This is a genomic window from Paenibacillus medicaginis (assembly GCF_042138635.1).
GTDB lineage: Bacteria > Bacillota > Bacilli > Paenibacillales > Paenibacillaceae > Paenibacillus > Paenibacillus medicaginis.
On the sequence record NZ_JBHIRY010000021.1, the window covers coordinates 29282 to 42512 of the forward strand.

General features: G+C 47.4%; 13 protein-coding genes. All 13 read right to left on the minus strand.

Annotation, left to right across the window (positions count from 1 at the left end; translation table 11 throughout):
- Positions 1–260: 260 nt before the first annotated feature.
- Positions 261–1151, minus strand: a complete 891-nt coding sequence (locus ACE5LO_RS19010; protein WP_375521578.1) for a hypothetical protein — start codon at positions 1149–1151, stop codon at positions 261–263.
- Positions 1152–1378: 227 nt separating this feature from the next.
- Positions 1379–1840, minus strand: a complete 462-nt coding sequence (locus tag ACE5LO_RS19015; RefSeq protein ID WP_375521579.1) for a hypothetical protein — start codon at positions 1838–1840, stop codon at positions 1379–1381.
- A 275-nt stretch (positions 1841–2115) separates the two neighbouring features.
- Entirely contained in the window at positions 2116–2892 is a 777-nt protein-coding gene (locus ACE5LO_RS19020; protein WP_375521580.1) for a hypothetical protein, read from the minus strand.
- Between the two features lie 809 nt (positions 2893–3701).
- Positions 3702–4076, minus strand: coding sequence for a monovalent cation/H(+) antiporter subunit G (gene mnhG / locus ACE5LO_RS19025; protein ID WP_375521649.1), 375 nt, complete (start codon positions 4074–4076; stop codon positions 3702–3704).
- The gene (locus ACE5LO_RS19030) at positions 4051–4344 is read right to left on the minus strand and encodes a Na(+)/H(+) antiporter subunit F1 (protein WP_375521581.1); all 294 of its coding nucleotides are present in this window, start codon (positions 4342–4344) and stop codon (positions 4051–4053) included. The genes mnhG and ACE5LO_RS19030 overlap by 26 nt, the downstream gene beginning before the upstream one ends.
- Positions 4341–4820, minus strand: coding sequence for a Na+/H+ antiporter subunit E (locus ACE5LO_RS19035; protein ID WP_375521582.1), 480 nt, complete (start codon positions 4818–4820; stop codon positions 4341–4343). Before ACE5LO_RS19035 ends, ACE5LO_RS19030 begins: the two co-directional genes overlap by 4 nt.
- A gap of 5 nt (positions 4821–4825) precedes the next feature.
- Entirely contained in the window at positions 4826–6322 is a 1497-nt protein-coding gene (locus tag ACE5LO_RS19040; RefSeq protein WP_375521583.1) for a Na+/H+ antiporter subunit D, read from the minus strand.
- Positions 6315–6653, minus strand: coding sequence for a Na(+)/H(+) antiporter subunit C (locus ACE5LO_RS19045; protein ID WP_375353432.1), 339 nt, complete (start codon positions 6651–6653; stop codon positions 6315–6317). The genes ACE5LO_RS19040 and ACE5LO_RS19045 overlap by 8 nt, the downstream gene beginning before the upstream one ends.
- Before the next feature lie 2 nt (positions 6654–6655).
- Positions 6656–9526 carry a Na+/H+ antiporter subunit A gene (locus ACE5LO_RS19050; protein WP_375521584.1) on the minus strand — a complete coding sequence of 957 codons (2871 nt, stop codon included), beginning with the start codon at positions 9524–9526 and terminating at the stop codon, positions 6656–6658.
- A 191-nt stretch (positions 9527–9717) separates the two neighbouring features.
- On the minus strand, positions 9718–10791 hold the full coding sequence (locus ACE5LO_RS19055) for a M42 family metallopeptidase (RefSeq protein WP_375521585.1): 1074 nt from the start codon (positions 10789–10791) through the stop codon (positions 9718–9720).
- A gap of 137 nt (positions 10792–10928) precedes the next feature.
- Positions 10929–11378 carry a GNAT family N-acetyltransferase gene (locus ACE5LO_RS19060; RefSeq protein WP_375521586.1) on the minus strand — a complete coding sequence of 150 codons (450 nt, stop codon included), beginning with the start codon at positions 11376–11378 and terminating at the stop codon, positions 10929–10931.
- Between the two features lie 114 nt (positions 11379–11492).
- Positions 11493–12062, minus strand: a complete 570-nt coding sequence (locus ACE5LO_RS19065; protein WP_375521587.1) for a YdeI/OmpD-associated family protein — start codon at positions 12060–12062, stop codon at positions 11493–11495.
- Between the two features lie 93 nt (positions 12063–12155).
- A complete protein-coding gene (locus ACE5LO_RS19070) occupies positions 12156–13073 on the minus strand; it encodes a helix-turn-helix transcriptional regulator (protein ID WP_375521588.1) in 918 nt (305 codons plus the stop codon).
- Positions 13074–13231: the final 158 nt, after the last annotated feature.

Here is a 13231-nt window from a genome sequence, read left to right on the forward strand (position 1 = left end):
GAACAATTTTTTAACCAACACCTTTCCCCACTTCAGAACGACCTCGATATCGTCAAGACCCATTTGCTCATCAGAGAAGACAGTTTTGACATTTATGTTGTTTATCATTGAAGGATACCGTCTCCGCCATTCCAAGGTATCTGATCAATAACGTCATCATAACGTAAGCTCAAGGTGTCTTATTATGGTAGTCTGCATGACTGCTAAAATGCCGTATGGCCTAATGTCCCATACCATTATCATATGTTGTTGCTATCTGTTCAGAAACTGGCGCTATGATAAAACTTAAAACCCCCATTGCTAACACTGCCGTAATCAATACTTTTTTCATCTTCAATTCCTCCCTTGATAATTCTTAGATAATCGTGAAGCTGCTCTTTGCTCGCATAATTTCTATGCTCCTCAAAAAGGGCAGTGCTTCTTTTGTAGTTCACCATATCATTAAATTTATCAGACTCTTCCAATGTTTTTAATGTGTAATTTAACGCATCTTTATAGTTGCCCTCTCGCAAAAGATATAAAGCCATTCTATGAAAATATTTCGTTAGATACATTCTCTTTGCATTCAAGTACTTACCCTCTGTTATTATATTCTTCATGACTTCGTGAAATTGGGCTAAGATAGAGTTGACATTCACGTTGTATTTTAATGCATGATCAAGAACTACAACCAAGCCAGAGATCAAATCTTCTTTTTTTGAATTTTTAAGATGAAATACGAAATCTTCTATATAAACCCATTTTTGTTTTCCTGCAAGTAAATTCACGCTGTATGTATTAGATGTTGCAAACCGTTTGAAGGCAGATATCTCTTCATCTGCTTCTACCGTTTCATCGTGTAACCAAGATAGATCGGCATAACCTTTTATACAAGCCAATGATTCTTCATATTTCTCTTTCTTTTGCAATGCAATCCCCTTAGCCATTTGACTAAAACCAAAATAGTATACAATATGCCTTTTTCCATCTACCTTGACGTATCGTTTCCCGGAATCCATAGATTGTTTTTGCTTTGAGTACACCCTTTCTGCTGATATAAGAAGTTTATCAGCAATCTCAATCATATGATCATAATCTTCCAAAGTGTACGCCGCTTTAAGTAAATCAACTAAAGAGTCAATTTTTAGACCGTCTAAATGCAAATCATCCAATACTACTCCCTCCTATCCGTTCCATATACATCGATAATATAGCATTTTTTCCCACTGGTCAATTACAAAAAACGAAGTCTCTATTTTTATGCATAAAATTTGAAAAAGGTACCTTCTATAGCATTTATGCATTATGGTTCATTACAGTGCGCAAACCGTTAAAAAGCCGCCTAATTAGGCGGCTTGTAAGCGTATATGTTCTTGTCCTCTCACGGCCCTTGTGACGGTTATTCAATGTCTGATGGGAACTGACCAGTAGTACCCCAAGCATCGCCTTCAACTTTGTTACCGTTCGCTCTGAACTGAATTACGTATTTTCCTGAAGGCATCCCATTAGGGAATGAATTAAGACTAGTCCACGTTAATGTACTTCCTTTACCAACAGTTTTAACGATATATTCTCTCCCGTTACCCTGCAAGCTCCAAGTGAGATTCGATGTCCCTGTATTCTTAACTTTAATCTTGACATGCCCATAACCTTTATCAACAGTTAAATCCATTGTCGGACTGGTCCCACCAAGAACCTCGTGTACCTCCTGACCAGTTGCTAGGATGACCATGCCTCCATGAACCTTCGGAACTTCAATCCCCGTAGTTGGTGCAGCGGTCACAACCCCCGTCGAACTTCCCAACGCCAGAGTCAAAACACTTGCAGCAGACAATAGTACAGCTCTTTTTGAAAAATCCATACTAAAACACCTCTTGTTTTATTTTTTGGATGTTTTAAGGTTATGTAGATCTGAAATTCATATTAAACCAAAATTCTTCTAAATTCAATATATTTTTTCTTTTTCTAGAAATATATTCTTTTTTTGATTTTCAGAGCAATAACAAACCCGTCTGTGTAGACGGGCCCGTCGTTTCATTTAACCAAGGTTTAGTGTCCTGCACCGTGACCATTGATATCTACAATTGTGCCACATCATAATTTTATTGTTAGTTCTAACCCATCAGGTAACAATTCTTACTTTGTTCCATCATAGGAACATATGGCGATGATATCCTTCACAGAGATATTTACTTTATATCCACTTACATCTTTAAAGTTATTAGATGCTTCTAAAGCTTGCAATACATTATGTAATGCAACATGATGTTGTTTCATTTTTAAATGATACGATAACAGCGTATAAAAGAACTTTGTTATGTAAATTGCTTCACCACTTTTGCTGCAAATCTCGATAGCCTCACCGATTTTACCCTTGAAGTGATCGAAAACTGAATCAACATGAAAACCGTGGTTAATTGCTGAAATAAGGATCGTCATTAACCCTGGCAGCAGTTCTTCAACTCTGGACTCTTTAAGGAATTGAACATAAGGGTCGAGGTATTCCTGCTTTCCATCTAGAAGGGAAACAGAGAATGTATTGGCTTTAGCGAACATTTTAAAGGCGGATATTTCTTCACCTGCTTCTTTGCTCCCATCGTCTAACCAAGACAGATCGGCATAGTCTTTTATGCAGGCCAATGATTCTTCGTACAATTCCTTCTTTCCCAATGCAATACCCTTCATTAGTTGGCTGAATCCGAAATAATAGACGATGTGGCGCTTTCCATCCAAATAAACGTATCGTTTCCCTGACTCTAAAGATTGTTTTCGCTTTGAATACACTCTTTCTGCTGATATAAGAAGTTTATCAGCAATCTCAATCATATGATCATAATCTTCTAAAATATACGCTGCTTTAAGTAAGTCTACTAAGGAGTCAATTTTTAGACCGTCTAAATGCAAATCATCCAACGTTGCTCCCTCCTGTCTGTTCCATATGTACCGATAATATAGCATTTTTTCCCACCGGTCAATTACAAAAAACGAATTTTCTATTTTTATGCATAAAATATGAAAAGGGTACCTTCTATAGCATTTATGCATTACTGGAACTCCCTCAATTTTCAATAGTTTTCATATCTCTATCCGGCTGCTAACCGATGCGAATACAGGTCCTTACAACCTTCCGTCGCTTGATGCTGATGTCCGTTACCTGAAGACTCATATAGCCTTGCATGATTATCCCTTTCGATCAGAATGCGGGGGTTGAGGGTTGGGATATAGGGGACTTAGGGGACTTAGGGGAAGGAAAGAGAACCGAGATACGAAATACGAAATACGAAAAAAAAGTGGCTCAAGTGGGAACAGAACTTCAATTCTTTAGCAGCCGTGATCACAACGGACAGGAATGCATGGAAGCATTGATCGCAATGAAGTGACCGAACGGCTTTGCCTGCCCGCGTTGCGCTCATACCCACTGCAGTCATCTGGCTTCCGACGCATCCTCATGTTCGAATGTGCAAAGCGTGCACATCAAACGTCAGCTTTGATCGGCACGATTTTTGAACGAATCCGTCCCCCTGACCAAATGTTTCCAGTCGCTGGATTTTCGGTTCCCGGTTTTCAGCGTTTCATAACCTGATCCATCGGGATAATCATGCAAGGCTCCCGAAAAGCGAGTTCCCATGCTGCCACGTTCGACAGGCGGCTTGACTGTCAAGCGTTAACTTTCGCAGCATGAAACCGGTAAACCAGCAGCTACAAAGGTTTAATTGGATATCTTATGCTTTACTCTCGGTCTTCTCTTTCGCATGAGCTTGCTTTAGATCATCCCGCACGCTCTGCTCCCAGAGTGAAACGCCGGAACGATATGCGGCTCTGCCATTCAAGTGACCAGCCACGGGGCCGGTAATAAATACAAACAGAACGCCCAGCAGCAGCTTGACGCTCACATGGTCCAAATAGAGCCAAAAGTAGAGAAACGCTCCGAAGAGTACAAGCAGTACGCCAAGTGTGGCGCTCTTCGTGGCAGCATGGGAGCGCAAATACACGTCAGGCAGCCGCAGTAATCCGAAGGCGCTGAGCGCGGTAAACAATGAACCAGCCAGCACAATGATTCCGCAAACCCATTCACCGATGATGATCATCGTCTCCATGTTCAATCACGACGCCCCTTTCTATATATCGCGCAAAAGCGGTCGTTCCGATAAACGTCAAAATACCCAATAGCAGAATGATATCCATGAAAGCCTTCGTCTCCAGCAGCATGCTGAGCACGGCAATCATGGACAGGATGATAATGCCGATCGTATCCAGCGCCGTGATCCTGTCCGCCATGGAAGGACCCAACAGCAGCCGCAGCAGGCAGCCAAGCGCTGCCAGTGACATAATAGCCAGCGAAGCAATGAGCAGTCCGTGCATCATGCCCGTGTCACCTCCATAATCGCCTTTTCAAAGGTGCTTTTAATCTGGCGGGATAATTCATCCGCATCCTCAATATCCATGGCATGGATATAAAGTGTCCGTCCGTCATGCCCCACCTCCAGCGTCAGCGTGCCGGGAGTCAGACAGATCAGGCAGGAGAGCAGCGTAATTTCAAAATCCGTCTCCAGTTCTGTGGTCATGGCGAAAATGCCAGGACGAATGTTCAGCTTGGGGCGAAGAATTTGCCGGACAACCGCCAGACTGGATACCCACAGTTCTTTCAGAAACAGCAGCAGTAAATAAATAATCGCCAGCACCTTTTGCATATAAAACCTGTCAGGACGTACACGGTAAATCGCCCATATGAGCACCATGCCGATCAGATACCCCACCACAAGCTGTGAAGCCGACCATTCATCGTGGAGAAAGGTCCATACCAGCGCAATCGCAATATTCAATCCAATTTGATAGGCCATCTCAACTACTCCTTTAATACGGCTTCAATATAAAGAGAAGGCTGTACCAGCACCTCTCCCGCCTGGGAAACGTATGAATAGATCCCTTCCGCAGCGAAGCCCAGAATAAAGACGATCAGCAGCAGGAAAACCGACGGGATATAGGCCAGCTTCCACGAAATTCTGGCTTTGGGATCATTCCCGGCGTCAGGAGCGGTGTTCTTCTCCTCTCCCCAGAACGCCTTCATGAACACACGGATCAGTGAATAAAGCACGATGAGGCTGGAAGCAACGCCTATAGCTGTCAGCCAGTACTCCCCTTCCCCCAGACCGCCACGCACGATCAGCAGCTTGCCAGGAAATCCACTGAGCGGCGGAATGCCAACAAGCGCCAGCGCCACAATGAGGAACATCCAGCCCACTGCGGGATAACGCTTGATCATGCCGCCCATTTCGCTCAGCTTATCCGTACCCGCAGCCGTAATCATCATGCCCCCCAGGAAAAACAGCAAGGCTTTGGCAATCATGTCATGGACCAGGTAATACACAGTCCCGTTCATGGCGTCTCCGTTCCCGACGGCCACGCCGAATGCGATAAAACCGACACCGATGATGACATTGTAATTCAGAATGCGCCGGATATCTCCGTAAGCAACGGCTCCGATGCCCCCCAGAATCATCGTGCCTGCCGCCAGCCAGCCGATCCAGCTTTGGATATCAAAGAGCTGCTGCGGAAAAATGAGTGTAAATGTACGAATGATAGCGTACAAACCCACCTTGGTCAGCAGCGCACCGAACAACGCAGCAACTGCCGGCGGAGGGGCACTGTAGGAGCCCGGCAGCCAGAAAAACAGGAACAGACCAGCCTTCAAACCAAACACGATCAGAAACAGGATCGCAATGACAGACAGAATTCCTCCTTGCCCCGTTTCTGTAATGCGCAAGCTTAAGTCCGCCATGTTCAGGGTGCCTACCACACCGTACAAATAAGCTACCGAAGCTACGAACAGGGTGGACGACACAATATTGACAAGTATATATTTTAAAGTCTCGCGGATCTGCAGCTTCGTTCCTCCCAGAACGAGCAGCGCATAAGAAGCGATCAGCATCACCTCAAAGCAGACGAACAGGTTGAAGATATCCCCGGTAAGGAAAGAACCGTTCACCCCGGCGAGCAGAAATTGAAAAAAAGGATAAAAATAATGCTTCTCACGCTGCTCTCCGATCGTGCCGAAGGCGTAAAACAGACCGGCTGCACTGACAAGCGCCGACGTCAGGACCAGCAGAGCCGCGAGCATATCTGCCACAAACACAATGCCATACGGCGGCATCCAGCCCCCCATATGAAGCGTCTGAATTCCCTGTTCATGAACCTGCTGTACGATGACAGCCCCAACAATTAAATTTAACAAGACACTGACGGCGCTGATGATCCGCTGGGCTGAAACGCTATTTTTAAGAAATACAAGTACAACCGCCGTACACAAAGGAAGCAAAAGCGGCAAAACAAGCAGATTATTCATGATCTTCCTCCCCGAGCTGATCCATGCTGTCCGTGCCCAGCTTCTGATAACCCTTGTAAGCCAACACGAAGAAAAAGGATGTCACACCAAAGCTGATAACAATGGAGGTAAGAATTAGTGCTTGCGGCAGCGGGTCCACATAGGATTGCGCTTCTTCCCCCAGCAGCGGAGGCGCGCCAGTCTTCAGCCGTGACATCGTGAGCAGCAACAGGTGAACGCCATGCGTCAGCAGGGATGTGCCAAGAATGACCCGCAGCAGGCTTCTGGAGAGGATCATATATACTCCTACGGAAAATAACACGCCGATTGCCAAAGCCATATATAGTTCCATGCCTACTCATCCCTCACAATCGTATACAAAATATTCATCGTGACGCCGATGACGGCCAGATAGACACCAAGATCAAACAGCACGGCCGTAGCCAGCTCCGTCTTGCCAAGCAGTGGAAGCTGAAAATAACCGAATGTATGCGTCAGAAACGGAACCTGAAACACGAAGGAGCCGATACCTGTCAAGAGAGCAACCGAAAGCCCGATGGCGATCAGCTTTTTAAAGTCAATCGGAATAAGCCGGTTCACCGTCTTCATTCCGAAGGCCATCAGCATCAGCACCAGTCCACCGGAGGTCATCAATGCCCCGATGAAGCCTCCCCCTGGCTCATGATGTCCCGCAAAAAACAGATATAACGCAAAGGTCAGCACGATATATACAACGCTTGTTCTGGCTGCTGTCCGGAGAATAACGTCATTGCTCCTGGCAAGATACATGCCTGCTCCCGGGCGATTGTTTCGGAATTGTAATCCATCCGCATCTGCATCCAGACTCAGTTTCACCAATGCAAAGATCGCCAAAGAGGCAATCCCGAGTACCATAATCTCCAGCAGCGTATCAAATCCCCTGAAATCAACGAGGATGACATTGACGACATTGCGTCCACCGGCCAGGTTATAGCTTTCAGCCAGGAAGAAATCCGAAATGGAATCGAAAGCCCGGCTGCCGCTAGCAGCAAGGGCGATCAAGGTCATGACCACCCCGACTCCGATGGAGATCACCAGATTCGGCAGCCTGAACTTCAGGGACGACCGGTCCTTGCGCAGCTTGGGCAGATGATAGAAGCAGAGCAGAAACAGCGCAACCGATACCGTTTCAACGATAATTTGGGTCAACGCCAGATCCGGTGCCCGGAATACGACAAAGAACAGAGAAACCGCGTACCCGACCGCCCCCGTCAAAATAATGGAGGTGACACGCGATGTGGCGAACGGAACAGCCAGCGTCGCCAGCACAAGCACAAGCAGCACAACAGCCTCATAAAACGACATCGGGGCATAGCCTTCCATATTCAGGCTTATCCCGCCCGCCGCGTAGAATGCGATCAGTAAAGCAGCGATCAAAAACGAAAAAATATACAGCAGGTAGTGGCGGACAGATCCGGTCATATAAGTCCTCGTTACTTTAAGCGCGCCTCTATCCAGCAGCTTCAAGCCCGAATCATATACCTGATTGATGCTGATCCGCTCAGTAAGCGGCTGGTTGAGCACGCGTGCCCGTCCATGCAGCCTGTACAGCACGATGCCAAGCAGCACCACCCCGATGGTCATGAAGATCTCCGCCGTCCAGCCGTGCCAGAAGGAAATATGCACATGAAACGATTCACCTGCCGCAAGCACATTCGGATGAACGGCTGACATGGCCGGTTCGATCAGCGATTGAGACAGCAAATTCGGGAACAGACCCAATACAACAGCGAGCGAACCAAGCACTACAGGCGGGATCAGCATGCCGAGCGGCGCTTCATGAGGCTTCCGCTCAAGTCCCTCTGGTTTCAGCTTGCCGGTAAAAGTCTTGAACACAAGCAGCATGCTGTACACGAAGGTAAAAATGCTGGCAACCCAGGCGACTACAGGGATGAGTGCCCCCCAGGTCTGCAAATTCCATAACTCCAATTCCATGACACTCAGCACACCGGTGAAAAACATTTCTTTACTGAGAAAACCGTTAAACGGCGGTAGTCCTGCCATGGAAAATGTGCCGATCAGAGCGACTGTGAAGGTCACAGGCATAAGCGCCATCAGCCCGCCGAGCTTACGGATATCCCTCGTGCCTGCTTCATGATCCACATTGCCGACCACCATGAACAGAGCGCCTTTAAATATCGCATGATTGATCAGGTGAAAGATGGCCGCCGTTGTTGCCTTGGTATAAAAGAGAGCTTCCTCTCCCGTATAAAACGCAGCGGCAGAACCGATGCCCAGCAAGCTCATAATCAAGCCAAGCTGACTGACGGTAGAAAACGCCAGCATGGCTTTCAAATCGGTCTGCTTTAGCGCCCGGTAAGAAGCATAGATAAGGGTCAGAAGACCAAATCCGGTAACCAGCCAGAACCAGCCTGCCAAGCCAGCAAACAGGGGACTCAAACGCGCAACCAGATAAATGCCCGCCTTCACCATCGTGGCGGAATGGAGATAAGCGCTGACCGGCGTCGGTGCCTCCATCGCATCCGGCAGCCAGATGTGAAACGGAAACTGGGCAGATTTCGTGAATGCGCCGATCAGAATCAGCAGCATGGCAGGCACCAGCAGCGAATGATCAGCCAACTGTCCCGCCTGCCCCATAATCTCGCTGACACTAAATGTTCCGGTCATTACATAAAGAAGGATAAAGCCACTGAACAAGGCAAGCCCGCCGAACACCGTAATCAGCATGGACTTCAAGGCCCCGTATAATGATCTTTCCCTGTGATGCCAGAAGGCGATCAGAAGAAACGACGATACGCTCGTCAACTCCCAAAAGCCGTACAGAACCATCAGGTTGTCAGACAAGACCACGCCCAGCATGGCACCCATAAACATGAGCAGGTACACGTAAAAGCGGTGAACCGCTTCTTTGTTTTTATCGAGATAAAATAATGAATACAGAACTACCAGAGAGCCGATCCCACTAATGAGCAGAGCGAATAGCAAACCCAGACCGTCCAGCCTGACGGCAAAGTCGACTCCCAGCGACGGCATCCACGGCAGGACCGAGATGCTCTGCCCGCCATTTTGTACATCAGGCAGACGACCCAGAAAATACACAAACAGCAGAACCGGGACCGGAAGAACGAACCAGCCGGCATGCACGCGGCGAGCCAGCCGCTGCGCAAGCGGGATGGCTGCGGCAAAGATGAAGGGCAGCAGGATGGCTGCATGCAGCAAAGACAAGTTTCTCTCCTCCTCTTAAAACATTTGCGACTAAAAACAGCTTTTCCATAAATCTCATCATTTCGACCTAAATTTCCAAAAAAAACGCAAAAAGAGCCCGCTGTTGGCAGGCTCCTCCGGTTTAAAGCATATGCTATTTTCTGTTCGCAATTAGTAATAAGTATACATGATTTTGTATTTTGTGTCAAAACTCAGCCAAACAACTCATTCACTTTGTCACGGTCGAGCTTCTTGATGACCGCAGTCAGCAGTGCCGCAGCCTGATCAAAATCCTGCCTGGACATCACTCCATTATGAGAATGGATGTACCGTACGGGAAAGCCGACGGACAAGGTTGGACAACCGATGCCGCTGATATGAAATTTCCCGCCGTCTGTCCCTCCGCCCGGCATGACATCAACCTGAACCGGAATGCTCAGTTCCTCAGCCGTATCCATTACCAGATCACGCAGGCCGGTATGAGGAATCATGCTGGCGTCAAATAGCAGCACCAGCGGGCCTTCCCCTATATTGGACACCGTATGCTGGGACTCATTGCCTGGTGTATCGTAAGCTACACCCACGTCCAGCGCAAAGGCGATATCGGGCTGAACCGCGTTGGCCACCGTCACGGCGCCGCGCAGCCCTACTTCCTCCTGTACTGTAGCCCCGGCGTAGATGATGTTGGGATGGCTGTCATTTTGCAGCCTTTTCAGCACTTCCACAGCCAGCGCGCAGCCGGCGCGGTTATCGAGTGCTTTGCCAACCCACAGCTCATCATTGCGCATGGTCATAAATTCCGATACAGGCACAATCCAGTCTCCTGGACGCACGCCCATCGCTTTGGCATCCTCTGCATCCTTAGCCCCGATATCAATGTACATGTTCTTAAGCGGAACGACCTTCTCCCGCTCGGCCTTGTCCAGAATATGCGGTGGCTTGGAGCCGACAATTCCTATGTAATCTCCTTTGCGCGTCTTTACCTTCACCCGTTGGGAAAGCACCGAATGCGGCCACCAGCCGCCAAGCTGCTGGAAGCGCAGAAAACCCTTCGGCGTAATGGCGGTTACCAGAAAGCCGATTTCATCCAGATGTCCGGCCAAAAGGACCTTGGGCCCAGTGGAGTCCCCTGTTTTTTTACCCAGCACGCTGCCGAGACGATCCTTAACGATCTCTTCTGTCAACGGCTGCAAATACTCCAGCATTTTATCCTTGACATTGCCTTCAAAGCCCGAAACTCCGTCCGTTTCCGTTAGCTCCTTCATCATCCGGGTCATTTCATCCATAGTCTTTCCTCCTGTATATATCCATTCCACAAACCTGCAGTTTGCCCGAATCCACCATCTTCTTGGTTATGTATTCCAAATCATTATAACATTGGATGGTTGTCAGCAGTATATGGCAATTGAAATTTACTTAAACATTATTGCCCCTGCCTGCGTAAATCTTTGATCATATGAAAATGGGGAATTCCCACTTCTGCAAACAAGTCCCCCTCTTTGACGTAACCGAGCTTCTCGTAAAAAGGCACCGCCGTCAGGCGGGCATGCAGCAGGATTTCGCAAAATCCCAGCTCCAGGGCGGTCTGCTCGGCAAACTCTACCATTCTTCTCCCGATACTTTGCCCCTGTACGGCCTCATCCACGGCTACCTGCTTCATTTGCAGTCGACTGTTTTCCAATTTTCTCAGAAGAAGCACGCCTGCCGTATGTCCATCCGCAACCGCACGAAAATGATAATCCCCGTTCTCCTGATGGGTAGGATCATCCTGAATGCTAAGCCCGAGCGGTTGTCTCAGCACCCGGTCTCTCAATTCAAGCCCCTGCTCATATTCGGGCGAACCCCATTCCACGCGTTCAACAATTACATTCATCCCGGATCCTCCCCGCAGATTCATATCCTGTTAAGATCAAGCGAATAACATAATCTTCTATATATATTAGCCCACCAGCGTGAAAGGTCAAGAGAACCAGCAGATTAGCGTATCTTAATAATCCAGCAGGCGCCCATGATCATGCCATTGACCGTACATTTTATTTTCTTTCGTATTTGTTATAAATTTGTCTAATCTGCTCTCAAATAAATCCGGCTGATTTTTAATGCTTTGTATCGTGTCGATCCGAATTCTTTGATAAAGAGCTGGAAATGCCAAAAAATTCTCATATACTTGCCTGTCTTCCTTTAGCCTTTCCTCTATAATCGGATCTATTTTAAAAGAATCGTGGCCCATATCAGGAAGCACCTTTCTTCCTTCATCGCTCATGAACCCCAGCTTTTCGAGACGGCGGACACGTTCTTTATTCAATTCAGTCCATGAACTTTTTGGGCTTCTGGGAGACAGCCTCTGCGCCAACTCTGTGTCAGATATTTTCTTTTTGACTCCATCAATCCATCCAAAGCACAAAGCTTCTTCAACCGCGTCCAAATATAACAACGTATTGGGGGCTGGCGTCATACTCACGACAACCCAACAAAATTTTTCGGTTTTGCCATTCTCCTGTAGCCAATTCCTCAAATCTTCTCTCGATTTTACTGTAATCAGATTTTCAATTTCCATAAGATACAATACATTCTCCTTTCTAAAAGTATTTTCATAGATTTGTTATTGCATCTGTTGTTAGTATATGCAAAGAAGCATGACAGTAGCCTGTCATACTTCCTCATAAAGTTTGAGTGTCTTTTGAAGCTGTTCTTTTAAGATGCCTCGCAGTGCAGGGGGTTCGAGGACTTCGGCACCACTGCCAAAACCCAGCAGAATGGTCCAAAGCCATCGTGCTTGCAATGGCTGATAAACAGGGATTCGCATCGTCATGCTTCCATCGGCATGAAATTGCTTCTCTGCCTGAGGAAACTGGTCGATCACTTCCGCCAAAGCCTCCTGCCCCACCCGGATGACCACATCCTGCAACTGACCTTGCCATCCCTTGTCTGAAGAAGCAGCCTCTTCCGGCAGCTCGTGATGCGGCCCGAAGGTTTCCTGGGTCAGGAACAAGTTCAACATCCGGGATAGCCGGAACTCCCGATAATCCCGTCGTGTTCGGCAAAACCCGTAAACATACCAATTGCGATATTTAAAATGAAGCCGCAACGGTTCCATGTCACGGGTCGTACGTTCATTTTTTGCATTAATATAATCAAAGCGGACGATCTTTCGCTCCAAAATGCTTGCACGCAATTGACGAAGCGCTTCGGGAGCCGTCCGGTGAGTTTCAAGGTCCACCGATAGACTTGAGGTCTGATACTCCGTTTCAATCGTTTGCAGTCGTTCAATGGTTCCTTGCGCACGCTCGTCTTCAAATACGGTGGAGAGGCTGTGGAGCACGGTAATCAGGGAATTGACATCATAAGAACCGAGCAGGCTTTTATCCATTTTATACCCATCCATTATGCCATACCCGCCTTTAATTCCCTGATACGATACGACCGGGAAGCCCGCAGCACAGATTACATCGATATCCCGATAGATGGTTCTTTGGGAAACTTGAAACTGCTCAGCCAGCACGGAGGCAGACACAACTTCGTGATTCAGCAGTTTGTAGATGATAGAGACCAATCGCTCCAATTTCACATGTATCCCCGCCCGTTAGTCCATTTCGCATTGCTGGTCATTATTATATCACAGATTTATTTTTGCTAATCTTGGGATGGGCCTGGTTGCTGAAAGGTCAAGAGATGCGCCGCTCACAGTCCAGTACAACGGCAAGAAAAAACGTGAGATCACAGCTT